General features: G+C 46.0%; 7 protein-coding genes and 1 riboswitch. Of the genes, 1 reads left to right on the plus strand and 6 read right to left on the minus strand.

What is annotated here, in order from left to right; genetic code table 11:
- Positions 1-21 precede the first annotated feature (21 nt).
- Both NSS82_RS02625 and serS read right to left on the minus strand, forming a co-directional pair.
- The gene (locus NSS82_RS02625; RefSeq protein ID WP_076273093.1) at positions 22-6,300 is read right to left on the minus strand and encodes a 5'-nucleotidase C-terminal domain-containing protein; all 6,279 of its coding nucleotides are present in this window, start codon (positions 6,298-6,300) and stop codon (positions 22-24) included.
- 418 nt (positions 6,301-6,718) lie between these two features.
- Entirely contained in the window at positions 6,719-8,005 is a 1,287-nt protein-coding gene (gene serS, locus NSS82_RS02630) for a serine--tRNA ligase (protein ID WP_076101338.1), read from the minus strand.
- Positions 8,006-8,406: 401 nt separating this feature from the next.
- Here serS and ssuE point away from each other — a divergent pair, with 401 nt between their 5' ends.
- The gene (gene ssuE / locus NSS82_RS02635; protein ID WP_036682586.1) at positions 8,407-8,955 is read left to right on the plus strand and encodes an NADPH-dependent FMN reductase; all 549 of its coding nucleotides are present in this window, start codon (positions 8,407-8,409) and stop codon (positions 8,953-8,955) included.
- Positions 8,956-9,136: 181 nt separating this feature from the next.
- Here ssuE and NSS82_RS02640 read toward each other — a convergent pair whose 3' ends face one another.
- The 4 genes from NSS82_RS02640 to NSS82_RS02655 all read right to left on the minus strand — a co-directional run bounded on the left by NSS82_RS02640 (position 9,137) and on the right by NSS82_RS02655 (position 15,340).
- Positions 9,137-10,168 (minus strand): ribonucleotide-diphosphate reductase subunit beta, encoded by a 1,032-nt coding sequence (locus NSS82_RS02640; RefSeq protein ID WP_036682584.1) that lies wholly within the window; start codon positions 10,166-10,168, stop codon positions 9,137-9,139.
- Positions 10,169-10,453: 285 nt separating this feature from the next.
- Positions 10,454-12,787 carry a ribonucleoside-diphosphate reductase subunit alpha gene (locus NSS82_RS02645; RefSeq protein ID WP_036682582.1) on the minus strand — a complete coding sequence of 778 codons (2,334 nt, stop codon included), beginning with the start codon at positions 12,785-12,787 and terminating at the stop codon, positions 10,454-10,456.
- Between the two features lie 55 nt (positions 12,788-12,842).
- Positions 12,843-13,358: an anaerobic ribonucleoside-triphosphate reductase activating protein gene (gene nrdG, locus NSS82_RS02650; RefSeq protein WP_036682580.1), complete on the minus strand. Its 516-nt coding sequence runs from the start codon at positions 13,356-13,358 to the stop codon at positions 12,843-12,845.
- Positions 13,355-15,340 (minus strand): anaerobic ribonucleoside triphosphate reductase, encoded by a 1,986-nt coding sequence (locus tag NSS82_RS02655; protein WP_036682578.1) that lies wholly within the window; start codon positions 15,338-15,340, stop codon positions 13,355-13,357. Before NSS82_RS02655 ends, nrdG begins: the two co-directional genes overlap by 4 nt.
- Positions 15,341-15,582: 242 nt before the next feature.
- A riboswitch (cobalamin riboswitch) is annotated at positions 15,583-15,817 on the minus strand.
- Between the last annotated feature and the right edge of the window lie 90 nt (positions 15,818-15,907).

The raw sequence follows: 15,907 nt of genomic DNA on the forward strand, positions 1-15,907 counted from the left end.
AGAGCTGGAGATCAGTTTTTGCTAGTTGATAAACTGGAGAGATTTCAATGTCTTCTCCAGCATCGTAACCGCTTCGGCACGAGTTGCCAGCTTCTGTGGAGCAAAGGAACCGTCCGTTGCTCCTTGGATAATGCCCTCAGCAGCGATTTCTGCTACTGCTGCTTGGGACCAAGCAGGAATGCTTGCTGCGTCACTGAATTTAGCCAGTGCTGCAGGATCGGCATTTAAGGTTTTACCTGTGTACTTGATGGCTTTTGCTAATACCGAGGCCATTTCCTGGCGAGTGATTGGGCTACCCGGCTTAAAGCTGCCATTGGTATAACCGGAAATCAAACCGGCTTCTGCTGCGGTGCGTATAGCATCAGCATACCAAGCACTTGGGTTTACATCTTTAAATGTGGTCTCACCATTAGCTGTCGCAAGTCCCAGAGAACGCGTAATTAATGCGGCGAACTCAGCACGTGTGATCGACTGTGAAGGAGAGAACGTATCGTTGCTTGTTCCGCTGACGATCAGCTTGGAAGCTAACAGATCAATGGATGATTTAGCCCAGTGTCCGTTAATATCTGCGAACGTTTTGGAAGACTTAACAACGGTGTAGTAGCTGTTGCTGTTCCGTTTAATCGTAACATCCGTTGTTCCATCTGCTTTAGGAACAAAGATAGCAGGTACGAAAGAGATCTTACCTGAAGCAGGATCAAAGACCACTGCCGTTGCATTATTTGAATTTAAGACGGCAGGTACATTGATCGTGCGCTTCACGTAAGTACTGCCGAAATTGTTCAGCGGCACACTCTTACTTCCGGCTTGCGCTGAAACGCTGAATTCGATTACTGGAGCAGCTAAAGTAGCATTACCTAGCTGTGATGCGATAGCTTGGTTTGTGCTGCTTAGTGTTCCCGAATTCGCTAGTAGAATAGATACCGTAATTGTAAAGTCGCTGGTGCCTAATTGAGCGGCAAGCGCTGCACTGTTTACAACACGGAGTGGCAAGGAATAAGAAGCGCCATCAGTAGTAAAGGTAAGAACTGTGTTAGGCTGTGCTGCTGCTTGTTTAACAAGCACACTGCCTGGAAGTACTACTTGAGCGCCGCCTGTAGTAGCTTTAACCGGAATAACCAGCTCTTGACTACCCGCTGGCAGTTCAGCAAGTTGTTTGGTTAGATCAGCAGCATCAATTGTTGTTACTTGTGCTGAAGCAATTGGTGCCGCAGTTGGAGCAACAGTTGGTGATGGTGTAGCTGTAGCGGTAGGTACTGTTGGAGCCGATGTTGGTACTGATGTAGGCACTGAAGTTGGATCTGGTGTTGGGTCTGGTGTCGGAGTTGGATTTGTCTCCGGCAGCGGTGCACCTTTCAGATCAACAATCCGGCCCTCAACGGCGGAAGTGTTCGCAGTGACCGTTCCAACCTTCTGCAGATACTTCGTAAATACATCAAAGTCCGGTAGGTACAGCAGATTCACGCGACCTTCTTTATAGGCCTTTTCAAGTGAAGTATAGAAATCTCCACCCTTAGCTGTGAAAGCATTCGTAGCTACTTCGTAGGATGCGTTCAGATCCAGAGGGACGTATTTATCCCCGTTTTTCACTTCAATACGCAGTACACGTTCGTTCACAGGTTTCGTAGAGTCGTAATAGAATTTCAACCCTGCAACGTGTGGGAAACGTCCGTCTGCTGCCGGCGTTTTGGAAACCCCGTTCTCCATGGCATCCTTAATTTCTTGTCCAGTCAAAGTGATCGTAACCAGATCGTTGTTGAATGGAAGTACGCCGAGTACTTCGCCTTGTGTGATCGGTCCTTCGTTGATGGATTCGCGAATACCGCCGCCGTTTTGCAGGGCGATTACGGCATTAGTGCCCGCTTTTTGAGCTGCATAAAGCATGCCATCGGCAATCAGGTTACCAAGATTAGTTTCCTTTGTGCGCACATTATCGCGAACGCCGTTTAGAACAACCTCTGAATTTCCTACTACCTCATTGGTTAGTTCTTGAATACCCGGCTTATACTCCGTATCCAGGATCTTTTTGGCTTCTGGGTCCTCGGCGATAACGTAGTTAGTGCCGTTTTTAGCATCGATGGAGATTAATTGATCTTTCCAATCGGTCAGTACGCCATCTTGGTTAAATTTAACTTCAAGTTGTCCAAGGAAAAGACCTTTTTCACCGGTCTGTACAATAAGCTTCGGTGCGTTAGGATCGCTGTTATCAACAACGGCTTGATTCAGTTGCGTGTGGCTGTGCCCCCCAACGATAATATCAATGCCGTTAACAGCTTTGGCTAACTTGAGATCTTCTTCGTAGCCAAGGTGTGAGAGAACAATGATCTTGTTAACATTCTCTTTTTCAAGCATAGCGACCGTTGCTTCCGCTTTAGCGAAGGCATTCTCAAAGGTCACTTTACCTGGTGAAGCAATGTTCGCCGTGTCTTCTGTCGTCAGACCCATGATGCCGACCTGTTGGCCGTCTACTTCTTTGATCAGCGCAGGGTAGATGGTTCCAGCATTACCTGACCGGGCGATTTCATTGGTGAACATTTTGCTAAGAATATCATCCGCTGAGAAGTTCACGTTGGAGGAGACGAATGGGAACTTAGCGTTGCCGATGAATTTGGATAATACATCAGAGTCTTTATCAAATTCATGATTACCGAAAGTCATAGCATCATATTTGACCAGATTCATAAAGGCCAGATCTGCTTGACCCAGATACTTATTGAAGTAAAGTGTTCCGGAGAACACATCACCTGCGTCTACAAGAATAGGATTCTCTGTAGTCGCCTTGGCATCTTGGATTGCTGTTACACGGCGCAAGATGTTGTTTGGCGAGCTGACAGTATCTAATCCTGCATGTGTATCATTGGTGTGCAGAATGGTTAGTGGGAAGTCTTCAGCAGTATTAAAATCAATCTGTGCCAAAACCGCATCATGATCGGATACCCGGCCATTCGATGGTGAGAAGTCGGCATTTAGATGAACGACATCTACTTTAGAAGAAGCCGTTAGATTTTTACTGACAAGAATATGATCTAGCACTTGAGAGTTTCCGTCATAGGTGTACGTATACTGCTCATTTAAAGGCAATGTATCGATCAAATTGTCTAGTTCTGTACCTTTTAAGAGGGTTGCAGTTTTAGTGAATTGGAAGTCATTCAAATCACCAAGAGCTACGATGTTGGCTTTAGGATTTGCAGTCAGAACCTCTTTGACAAATCCGTTTACGACCGCCGCGATTTTATGGCGCTGTGTTTCACTGGACAATACAGGGGGCTGAACGTTTCCGAAAGGACCGGTATCGCCGCCTTTTGAATTGAAATGGTTAGCGATCACAATTACTGTTTCGCCACCGAATACGAACTGTGCAGCAAGGGGTTTACGTGAACTTGCAAAGGCAGAGTTTGTTGGATCAATTCGGCCCGGATTGTAGGTCAATTGATCTGCCGCTGCATTATATCCAACGGGTTGTGTAGCTGTACCTTTTTGTCCGCTCACACTGTCTGCAAGCTGTACTCTTGCTGGATTGTACAGGAATCCTACGCGAATGTTTCCGCCTGGGGCACCGCCATCCATATTGTTCTCCGGAGCGATGTCTGTGTATTTATATACGGGACCGCCAGCGGTTTCAATGGCTTTAATCAGTTCGGCTGCACTTGCTTCAGTGATTCCATTATTGGTTTCACCATTGCTGTCCTGCATTTCGACAACACCGATAATGTCAGGTTTTTTCATATTGTTTGTGATGGAGTCGGCTAGTTTCTGGATTTTTGTTGCTCCGACACCGGGGTAGAAGTTTTCAATGTTATACGATGCAATCAACAACTTACTATCATTGACTTCAAGAGTAGTTGTTTCTTGCTTAAAGGTACTTGGAGTGATGGCTGGAAGCTTACCGTTTTCCGGAATTACTTTGAAGTTACCGTTGTTGTATCCGATGACACCAGTAACATCTCCAGCGAACTTATCTCCGGTGATGACTTCTTGCCCCGGATTTCCGTAAGCGATGATGAGGCGCTGAGGATTGTATTGGTTGTATTCTTTGAGAACTAATCCACCAGCTGGTGTGATGACATCAGGTGTATCATTTTCTACTCTTGTAGGGATGTTATAGAGCATAGAATTTCCGCTACCACTTGTCCAATAAGGACTGATAATCGTAGGGGTAGGGAGCTTGACTAGCATACCTTCTAACGATTCGTAGAAATCAATTGCATCTTCATTAGGCTCAAAATTAGCCATGCCGTCATTGTCAATTATGGTAGACGGAATTGCTCTCCCGCCTTTACCAAGTACAACAGGCACCGGCACAGTATAACTTGAAGAGGAGTCCACTTTTATTGAAGTCATAGTAATTTGAGTAGAGGTTAAATTACTTGCGTTACCTTCGTTGTATTCGGAAATAGCTCCACTAACTTGGACTAACTCTCCAATTTGAGGTTTAAGGGATGAATTAGTGCTGTATACAAAAATACCTTCCGAAGTGTTTACATTATCGTCTGGTTGAGGATCTTGCATAAAGAAACCTCTATAAGCGCCAGTTGCAAAGGTGTACCCGTATTGGGTAACGATGCCTTCTACATCAGAAACGTTCTGACCTGTATACTCAGAAGCATGAGATTCTCCTTGAATATCATGTATACGAGGGAGTTCAGACGCTTTATAAGCAAAGGTATAAACCTTACTTGTCTTGCCATCTGCTACGACAATTGCATTGACGGTAAGATCTTGATTAACTGTAATCGGATCTGAATAAAGTTTACTTGCTGTTGTTGGTTCAGTTCCGTTGGTCGTGTAGTAAATCTGTGCTCCAAGAGTAGGGCTGGAAAGGGTCACAGAACTTCCTTTGATGATGCGACCTGCGCCAGGGCTGGCCATAACGGAAAAAGTTTCTTCCACCAAAGCATTTTCGTTAAGTGGAATGAATTGATAAATCGTATTATATTGCTCGATAACCCCAGTGATATTGTCAAAGGTTTTACCCTTAACTAGTTTAGGCAGGGTTGAAAAAATTGTGAATTGTTGTCCACCTTGGCTAGCAGTCACCGTGCTGCCATTTACATTGTCTATGGTCACATTATTCATAGTTACCAGCTGAGCTTCGTGGCTTTCGCCGTTCGCGGCAGACAAGTCGGTTGCGGTGATCAATTTTGGTGCAGGCACCCCAACATTTTGTGCAGCTACATTGTATTGAAGTCCACTTTGGAATTTGATTTCTTGCAGATTGCTGTAGATATCCATTGTGCCGCTTACTTCAACACGATCTCCAACGTTTGCGAACTCTGGAAATCCATAAAGTACGATCCCGCCAGATTCATCCTGAATATACATTTTTGCTGCATTAATGTGAGTTACGATACCTTCTGTTAAAATATTCTGACCTTTACTAGCAAGGCGTGCTGTTGCAACATCTGTTTTGGCCAGAATCGTGTAATCAAAAGTCGATACAGGGCTGTCTGGCATATTTGGTTCTGAAGCATACGCTTTAATCGTAGTGTCCTCAGTTAAGGTAATAGGTCCTGTGTAAGGTTGAAAATTAGTTGAACCACCTGATCCATAAACAGCTGCGTAGACGGATGCTCCAACCGTTGGAGAATTTAAAGATATTTCTGTGCCTACCGGCCAGGCATTAGAGGCTGGTGAAGCTAATACGGAACTAGCAGTCTCCGGTAATTCAGGTAATGTACCGTAGCTGCTGTTTCGTGGACTTGGTGCTTGGACAACAAAATCCGTAGAGTTGTTATCCATATCTAGACCGCGGCTGTCTGCCGGTGCATTAGCCGCAGCTTTACGGATAGCGGCTGTCGTATTGGAGAGAGCAGCGGTCGCACTTCCCTCGACATTTGTGGCTGTTCCGTAGCCAACTAAATCAATCGTTGTACCTGATTTATCAACGAGGTCGACTTTGCCGTTTGTTCCACTCATAGCAAGGATTCCCTTGCTAACATCAGGAGCAGGCAAGTCGGTAGTTCCTCCAGCTCCAGCGGCCTCCTCAATAAGGAAGTATCCATTTGCCGGGATAGTTCCATTTAAGTCTGTTCCACTACTAAAGGTTCCGGCCGCTGAGGTATACCGAACTTTCCATCCAGTCAAATCTACTGGATGATTCGTAGGATTGTATAATTCAATAAAATCATTTTTAAACTCCGCTCCGCCGTTTCCACCACCACCATAGACCTGCGAGATAACAATGTTGCTATTATCCGGTGCTGCCTCGGCAGTCTGGACAGCTGGTAACACACTGCCGGCAACCATTAACATTGCCAGTCCAGTAGCGAACCATTTTCTTACTCTTGAAGAAATAATCATTTGGATAAGTCATTCTCCCCTCGAATCTTTTATTTACAACCTATTAAATCTTAGCATTCAAATGTAAAATGAAAGGTTGTCTTACATGAATATAAATTAAAGTTTGCATCAATTAAATCTAAAAATTGAAATGTTGTGATTTTAGTATAAAAACAGTGCATAAATACAATATTAATAATAAATCTAGTATTTTTATGGTTAATAGAGCACCAACATGTTAATTGCATGTTATGTATATTGTTGAATTCAGTATGGATTACGACAAATTTATTCTAGAGTTTTGTTAATTTTTACATAGGGAAAACAATAGAGATTAAAATTATATTGAATGTATCGGAACAAAAATAATGCCCCTCCAGCTTCTTATCGAGAAGTGGAAGGGCATTATTAATTTAAAATCTATTTGGACAACACAGTATTACTGGTGCGGAAGCTCAAGCCGTTCAATTCCATCCATATATTTACGCAGTGCCTGCGGAATGTAAATGGATCCATCCTCCAGTTGATGATTCTCCAGCAGCGGAATTAGGATCCTTGGTGTAGCCACTGCGGTGTTATTTAAGGTGTGGCAGTATTGCAGCTTACCGTCTGTATCCCGGTAACGAATGCCCGAGCGACGAGCCTGGAAATCGAGCAGGTTGGAAGCCGAGTGTGTCTCTCCGTATGCATCTCTGCTTGGCATCCAAGTCTCGATGTCATACTGCTTATGTGTCTTCAGGGACATATCTCCTGTGCAGACAGCCATGATCCGATAGGGGAGTTCCAAGAGCTGTAGAATATGCTCTGCATTCGCAAGAATCTCCTGCAGCATGCCCTCCGATACGCCCTCATCATTCCGACACACGATAACTTGTTCAATTTTTGAGAATTGATGAACACGGTACAGGCCACGCACGTCCCGTCCCGCCGATCCTACCTCACGGCGGAAGCAGGCCGACATTCCGGCGAGCCGCATTGGCGAATCCAGTTCGACAATCTCATCGCTATACAGCGAAACAAGCGACACCTCCGATGTGCCTACCAGCCAGCGATTGTCTCCGTTTAGCTCATAGGTCTGATCCATCCCGCCGGGGAAGAAGCCCGTACGTTCCAGCGCTTCCGGACGGACAATCACGGGAACATCCATCACCGTGAACCCGCGGGCCGTAAGTACATCAATGGCCAGCCGCTGTACAGCCAGATGTAACAACAAGCCTGCACCCTTCAGCACATAGCTGCGTGGACCGCCTGCTTTGACGCCACGGGGGATATCGATGATATTGTGGAGCTCGCCTAGCTCTACATGATCACGCGGTTTAAAGCCGAATTCCGGCAACGTTCCGGTTCGTCGCAGTTCTACATTATCTTTATCATCATGACCAATCGGTGTATCCTGCGATACAGGGTTTGGTGCGAGCAGCATGAGTTCTCCACAGCGCCGGTCTGCTTCAGTTAGATCTGCCTCATAGAGATTCAGGCGGTTGTTCAGTTCTCTTACTTGTTCTTTAACTGCTTCTCCTGCCACGCTGTCACCCTGTCGTAAAAGTCGTTCAACCTCTTTGGTCAGGCCGTTACGCTGGGCTCTCAACTGTTCCGTATCTTGGCGCAATTCGCGCCGTTTCTCATCCCATTCCAGCAGTTCATCCAGTGGGAAGTCGACTCTTTTCCAAGCCGTAATGTTTCTTACAAGTTCCTGATTGTCTTTGATCCAGTTCATATCCAGCATACCGTTTCGCTCCTTTTTGGTTAAAAAAACGCAAAAAACGCCCTCATCCATGGGACGAGGAGCGTCAGCTCGCGGTGCCACCCAGGTTGATCGAATCTCCTTAACTGCAGGAACAATCCGACCCTCTTTGGTCTTCGCGGTAACGGGCGAAACCCGGTGAACTTAGGGAGTTGTTGTAGACTCCGGTCGCAGACGCCTCACGGTTGGATGCCGATCATTGGCCTGATTGTTGGATTTAATATTGTTGCTTAGTATAACTTAAGAGCGGGAGGAGCGCAAGTGGTTATGGTTTGACAAAAATATCAATTCTACGTTAGGATTAGTATTAATTTAAAGTAATTTTGTCGGGATAATAAATAAAGCAGTGTGAGCTGCTTAAGTGGGATGGAAGAGGTGGAAAAGTGGCTAAAATTGTTGTGATTAACGGAACGCCTTCCCTGGTATCGCGTATCAATGCAGCTATAGAATATGCGGAGGCCAGCTTAACCAATCAGGGCTTCGAGGTTGAGCGTATTAACGTAGCAGAACTACCCGCGGAGGATTTGATTCACACTAAGTTTGAAAGTGAGTCTATCGTCAAAGCCAATGGCCTTGTAGCGGAAGCTGATGCGGTAATCGTGGTTAGCCCGGTTTATAAAGCTTCTTATACAGGTGTGCTGAAGACCTTTTTAGATCTGGTTCCACAAAAGGGATTGGCCGGAAAAGTTGTACTCCCGCTGTTCATGGGCGGCAGTCTTGCACATCTGCTCACAATTGATTACGCATTGAAACCTGTGTTGTCCGTACTGGGCGCACGTTACATTCTTGGCGGCGTTTATGCCGTGGATTCTCAAGTGGTTCGTAATGATCACGGAGTGGTAGAGCTTGCTGAGGAGCTGAAGCTGCGCCTGAACGATGCATTAGATGAGCTTGCTGAAGAAACTACACATCGTGTGGAACGCAAGGCATAAGACTAAGTAGCAAGCCTTCTGTGCTTAGTGCTAATAACAAATGTATAAGCGTCTCTTTCATCCCTGATACCAGGGGAGAGGGGCGCTTTTTGCATTATATAAGCTATAGCAAAAAGGCCATCTCACTGTGAAAGTAGAGAATGGCCTCTTTTTATATATAGGGCTCGTTATATATCCGGTCTTACAAATCGTCGAATCCGTTATCGTCGCCAACCTTACCGTAGTTGCGGGACTTGGCTTCGAAGAAGTCAGTTTTGGTAGCATTAAGCGCATCATCGGAGAAAGGTTTGATCCAAGGCATACAGTTAACGTCAACACCTTGGTAAGCTTTTTCCATACCCATCAAAGTCAGACGTTTGTTCGCTGTATATTTGATGTAGTCGCTAAGCTCGTTAAGATCAATGCCACGCACGTTAGTAAGTGTGTAGTAAGCCCAGTTGGTTTCGAGCTCTACCGCGCGGTCGATGGTACGGTATACGTAATCCATGTTTTCTTTGGTGTTCAGCTCAGGGAAGTCTACGAGCAGCTGCTTAAATACTTCTGCGAAGAAGTAGCAGTGCTGATTCTCGTCACGTTGAATATAAGAGATCATTTGGCTGGTCGCCATCATCTTCTGGTCACGGGCCAGATTGTAGAAGAAGGCGAAAGTGCTGTAGAAGAAAATCCCTTCCAAGATGAGATCTGCTACCAGCGCATGGAAAAAGGTCTGTCTCGTAGGGTTATCACGGAACTCTTGATAAATATCAGAGATAAACTGATTGCGTTCCAGCAGGACAGGGTCTTTTTTCCAATATTCAAAAATTTCCTTCTGCTCACTCTCCGACACGATAGAGGATAGAACATAGGAATAGGATTGGTTATGCACCACTTCTTGCTGCCCGATAATAGCGGAGATAGCTTCCAAAGAGGAATCGGTGAAATAACGCTTCACGTCGCTCACGAACATCGTCTGCATCGAATCCAGCACAGCGAGTAGGGAGATATTAATCTTAAATACGCGTTGTTCCTCGGCATCCAGCATCGGGAATTGTTGCGCATCCTTGGACATTGGAATTTCATCCGCGATCCAGTGATTAAGCAGCAGCACCTTATACAGCTTGTACATATGAGGCATGCGAATATCGTTCCAGTTCAGAATACCTGAGCATTCACCGTCGATAATGCGTGTGGATTGGTTAGGTGCTTCAGTATTAAAAATCTTTTGTAGTTGCATTTATTTTCCCTCCATTTTTTGCGCGGGTAATCTTTCTTTGGTGTCTTGTTCATAGAAAGACGGTGATGGAGTAACGGAGAGGAAGTTTGGAGCTGTAGGAGCGTCAGCGTTCGCCCGAAAGCTTTCCGTAGGAAAGCTCGCATCGAAAGCATATGCTGTCATCGGATGTCATCCGCTAATAGCGGTAAAGATCAAGACATCTGATGACAACAGCGGCCGGAAGCCCAAACATTCCTCGCAGTTACGAAATTCATCATCGTTTTTCTATTCAGGGCACTAAGATAATTAGCTAGCGCAAGATTCACACTCTTCTATAGTCAAAGCACGGCTACGCACATAATAAGTTGATTTCAAGCCGCCCTTCCAGGCATTCAGATGCAGTTCCAGGAACTCGGTAGCCTTGATGTCAGGACGAACATACAGGTTAAAGCTTTGGCCTTGATCGACGTGACGCTGGCGAGCAGAAGCCATGCGGATCGACCAGTTTTGGTCAATTGTAAATGCTGTCTTATAGTACCAGATCGTTTTGTCGGACAGATCCGGTGCTGGGTTAGCGATCTTATAAGTTGTTTTCTCTTCATAGGATAGCAGTTCATACAGCGGATCAATGCTGGCGGTGGAGCCGGCAATAATCGATGTAGATCCATTTGGCGCAATGGCGAACATCCAAGCGTTACGCACGCCGTCCTTAGCTACTTCTTCTTGCAGCTCGCGCCATTGCTCAGTCGTTACATATTTACCTTCTTGCTCACCGCTAACATACCCGCGGGAAGTGAAGTATGCGCCAGTCTCCCAATCGGAGCCAGCAAATTTCGGATAACGGCCTTTTTCACGGGCGAGCTCCATGCTCGAACGAACCAACAGGTAGTTGATATGTTCATATAAATGATTGTTATATTCTACGGCTTCATCGGATTCCCAACGAATGCCCTTGAGTGCCAATAGATGATGCAGGCCGAATGTGCCAAGACCTACTGCGCGGTACTGGCTGTTCGTGTATTGTGCCTGCAGAACTTCAATATTATTAATGTCGATTACGTTATCAAGCATACGGACTTGGATCGGAACAAGTCTTTCTAATACGCCAGCTGGAATCGCCCGTGCCAAGTGAATTGAATTCAGGTTGCAGACTACGAAGTCGCCAGGGATTTTGGAAATAACGATCCGGGTCTGGCCATCTTTAGTTACTAATTCTTCTTGTTCAATTACTGTTGCAGACTGATTCTGCATAATTTCTGTGCACAGGTTGGAGGAGAAAACCATACCTTGATGACGGTTTGGGTTGGTCCGGTTCACGGTATCACGGTAGAACATGTACGGTGTACCCGTCTCTAGCTGTGATTTCATAATCCGTTTCATGATGTCGATCGCAGGAACAGTGATCCGGGATAATTCCAGGTTCGCTGTAGCTTCAGCATATTTTTCACGGAAAGTACCTTTGCCAAGCTCTTCATCGTAGAAATCTTCCAATCCTAGTGGACGGCCATTTTTATCAGTCCAGCCCATGACCTTTTTCACTTCATGAGGGCAGAAGAGGTTCCAGTGGCTGCGCGATTCTACAGCTTCCATGAACAGGTCAGGCAGGGAGACCCCGTGGAACACGTCATGTGCACGCATACGCTCGTCACCGTTGTTCAGCTTAAGATCAAGGAAAGCGAGAATATCTTTATGGAATACATCAAGATAAACAGCTACAGCACCCTTACGTGTGCCCAGCTGGTCTACGCTGACTGCTGTATTGTTCAACTGGCGAATCCAAGGGATTACGCCGGAGCTTGTGTTCTTGTGGCCACGGATATCCGAACCACGTGCCCGTACTTTTCCAAGGTAAACGCCGATGCCGCCACCCATTTTGCTTAGACGTGCTACGTCTGTATTGGAGTCAAAGATACCCTCTAGGGAATCGTCTACAGTATCAATAAAGCAGCTGGATAGCTGTCCAGCGACCTTTTTGCCGGCATTAGACATTGTAGGTGTAGCAGCAGTCATGTAGATGTTGCTCATAGCCCAATAAGCTTCTTTTACAAGCTCAAGACGTTTCTCAGCTGGCTCACGGTGCATCAGGTACATGGCAATAATCATATAACGTTCTTGTGGAAGCTCCATCACACGGCCGTCAAAATCATGCGCCAAATAACGGTCGGATAGCGTAAGCAGACCGATATAGTCAAACAAAAGGTCGCGTGTATAATCGATACACCCACCTAGTTCGATAATTTGTTCTTTGGTGTAATGACTTAGAAGTTCTTCGCGATAGATTCCTTTTTTCACGAGATCCGTAATTAGTGGATACAATTCACCGTAAGGCTCTTCTGGATAAGCTTTGTAGCGGCGATGAACAGCAGCTTTTTTATAAAGGGTTGTCAGAAGGGCGCGGGCAGCTGCGAACTTCCAGGTAGGCTCTTCTTTTGTTACAAGCTCTAGAGCGCTCATGGTGAAGGCGTTGCTGATTTCTTCTCCGCTTACCGAGTCACGACGCAGTTTGGAATTCACTCCACGCAGCAAAGTTTCTTTATTTAGTTGATCGAGACCTTCCAGAATACGGTCAGCGTAGACGGAAAGACGGTTCTCATCAAAAGCCAGTTGGCGATTATCCGGTTTTACTACGAATTGCGGCATGGTTAGTTCATCCCTTCTTATTTCAAATTAATTTTCAATATCAAAAATTGATATATTATAGCGCAGCAGGCTGCCACAGAAAGACCTCCGAGCCGTTCATGCTGGCCGGAATGTCGATAATGCGTTGGTTGGAGCTTCCCCGGTAGAGAAGCGTAGTATCTTTCAGTTCTTCTACAAATCTTCCATCTATTAACACCTGACACTGCTTAAGTAGATCCCATTCCGGCGTACCGGGAAGGGCTGTAAGTTCTTCGTACGTATAACCACTGTAAATCCAGATTGAGAAGCCTGGCAGTACAGCGCGAAGCTCATGAATGAACCCCAGCAACTCTTCTGCTGAGAAAAAAGGATCGCCGCCTGCCAGTGTCAGACCATCCAGCAAAGGGTTAGCGGCGATTTCTGCAATAATTTCATGTTGTCGTTCTAAGGTGAAGACTTCTCCATATTTAAAGTTCCATGTCTCGGGATTAAAACATCCCGGGCAACGATGGCGGCAGCCGCTGAGAAAGAGGACGGCCCGCATGCCCTCTCCCTCGTTAATCGACTCCGGATAGTAACCGCAAATATTCATAGATGCTTAACGCGATCCCGTACTTCAGCTTGTTTGGCGGCATTAAAGCGGGTCTGATAGTCGCCGGTTAAATAACCTGTAACTCTGCGCAAACGGCGGATGTGCACGTCATTCTCATGTGCGTTGCAGGAAGGACAGTTTGTCCCAATTACGCCTTCGTATCCACAGCTGGAGCAGCGGTCAATCGGATGGTTAATGCTGAAATAGCTGACCTGTTGTTCGAGCGCATATTTAATGATTTTGATAAAAGCCGATGGGTTGTTGCGGGCATTGCCGTTTAATTCGACATAAGAAATAGCCCCGGCATTGCAATATTCATGGAAAGGAGCTTCCAAGCTGATCTTCTGAGCAGCACCCAGATCGAAGTATACAGGGATGTGAAAAGAGTTCGTATAATATTCACGGTCGGTTACGCCCGGAATGGAACCCAGTACCTTGCGGTCAACTTTTGTGAATTTACCGGACAAACCTTCTGCTGGAGTTGCGAACAGAGTGATGTTGAGATCCAGTTCCTCACTTTTCCGATCGCAATAGTCCCGCATATGACGCACAATAGCCAGCGCCTTGGCATGAACTTCCATATCCTCGCCATGGTGTTTGCCGTACATAGCTTTCATACATTCCGCCATACCGATGAAGCCAAGAGACAGACTGCCATGCTTTAGCAGATCGCCTACAGTGTCATCAGGTGCAAGATGCTCGCCGCCTTCCCAGACGCCTTCTCGCATCATGAAATCGGAAGCTTTAGCTTTTTGTGCGGTTTGAATGTGGAACCGATGAAGAAGTCCTTCCAGCGCAATATCCATATAATGATTTAGATCTTCATAGAAGCCAGCTTCGTCTGCGATGGTACGTCTGCCTGTTACTGTGCCGTGTGCCAGACCTAGCCGAACCAGATTCAGTGTATTAAAGGAAAGGTTGCCCTTTCCAGAGCAATGATTACGACCAAAACGGTCACCGAGCACTCGGGTTCGGCAGCCCATTGTAGCGAACTCCGTATCAGGATCACTTGGATCATAATACTGCAAGTTGAGCGGAGCGTCCAGATTAGCGAAGTTTGGATATAGTCTGCGCGCAGAACATTCAGCCGCTTTTAGGAACAGTTCATAGTTAGGATCGCCTTGTTGTTGATTGATTCCTTGCTTGCATTTGAAGATTTGAATCGGGAACACTGGTGTTTCTCCGCTGCCAAGTCCGTTCATAGTTGCTGTTAGCAGAGAACTGATCACAAGCTGACCTTCTGGTGAAGTACAAGTACCGTAGTTGATGCTGGTAAACGGTATTTGTCCACCGGATCGGCTGGACATGGTATTCAGATTATGTACCATACTTTCAGCCGCTTGCAGGGTTTCGATTTCGGTTTCCTTTAGTGCAAAACGGAACGCTCTTGGATATAACTCCGCCAGATCGGTCCGGCTCATCGTAATCTCGCCCAAAGATTCATCAGCTTGTCCTTCTTCAAAATAATCCAGACCCTTGCGGAACAGCTTGGCGAAGGATTTGGTTACATAAGGTGCCAGATCATAGTCGAGTTTATTGGCGGATACACCACCATATTGAGCATTTTGCTGGGATTGGAAAATAATCGCTACCAGAGACATAGCAGTCATTATTGAGTTCGGAGGACGAACGCTGCCGTTGCCGGTATTGAAACCTTCACGGAGAAGTTTATCAAACGGGATAAAAATACAGTTCGTCGTTCCAATCGCGTATTGATCCAGATCATGCACATAGACGACATTGTCATCAATAGCCTGCACTAGCTGCGGCGGCATCGTAAAATTGCGGGCGTACCATTTTGAATATTCACTGCCGAACTTGCTCATTTTACCGGAGAAACTCTCTCCATTCAAATTGGCATTCTCGCGCAATAGGTCCATATCCCGACTGTCGATAATATCCCGGCCTAAATCAATGAGCTCTTCTAAAAGAACTTCCCGTGCATTTTCTACTCCATTAAATTGTCTCTCCAACAACGTCATTGTACAGCTCTCCTCTCAGTATAAAAGAAAAACATCTATCATCAAATCCATATATCCATAGGAAGTTGGACTGCCATAAGCAGTCGTATATTTGTTCTGATTACATAAAAAAAGCATCCCCTACCCGAGGATGGCAGAAAATGCCCGATGCGTTATGTAAATATCCACACGGATATTTGCAGAGGTCTCTACGTAGATGACCGCATGCGGACACCATCCCTGTTCCTCGCAGGCATCAATAGTTGGTGTCGTCGAAACAGGTAGGTCTCCTGGCTTCCGTGGGATCTCTCGGCGCCTTCCCAAGGGTGTTCCTAACCCTCAGTGGCATCTGCCGGGAGATGTGGATTCTCAAGCTTCCCAGAAGCTTAAGAAGGCCATCCGGTTACAGTGGCGGGACCGCAGCGGATTCTCACCGCGCTTCCCTATTAAGCTCTAAATCCGGTTAAGGATCAAAGCGCCTGTCTCCACTATATTTTGTTGTCGTTAGATAAAAATAACCCAAGATGTTGTGTTTGTAAACAGTTTTTTAGAAAACCCGCGCGGGGAGCGGGTTCTTTAAAAGTACTC

This window comes from Paenibacillus sp. FSL H7-0735 (assembly GCF_038008505.1).
GTDB lineage: Bacteria > Bacillota > Bacilli > Paenibacillales > Paenibacillaceae > Paenibacillus_AQ > Paenibacillus_AQ odorifer.

Bases quoted from the DNA above. Each gene is read 5' to 3' on its own strand.
- NSS82_RS02625 (WP_076273093.1), bottom strand. From the start codon at position 6,300: ATGATTATTTCTTCAAGAGTAAGAAAATGGTTCGCTACTGGACTGGCA.
- serS (WP_076101338.1), bottom strand. From the start codon at position 8,005: ATGCTGGATATGAACTGGATCAAAGACAATCAGGAACTTGTAAGAAAC.
- NSS82_RS02640 (WP_036682584.1), bottom strand. From the start codon at position 10,168: ATGCAACTACAAAAGATTTTTAATACTGAAGCACCTAACCAATCCACA.
- NSS82_RS02645 (WP_036682582.1), bottom strand. From the start codon at position 12,787: ATGCCGCAATTCGTAGTAAAACCGGATAATCGCCAACTGGCTTTTGAT.
- nrdG (WP_036682580.1), bottom strand. From the start codon at position 13,358: ATGAATATTTGCGGTTACTATCCGGAGTCGATTAACGAGGGAGAGGGC.
- NSS82_RS02655 (WP_036682578.1), bottom strand. From the start codon at position 15,340: ATGACGTTGTTGGAGAGACAATTTAATGGAGTAGAAAATGCACGGGAA.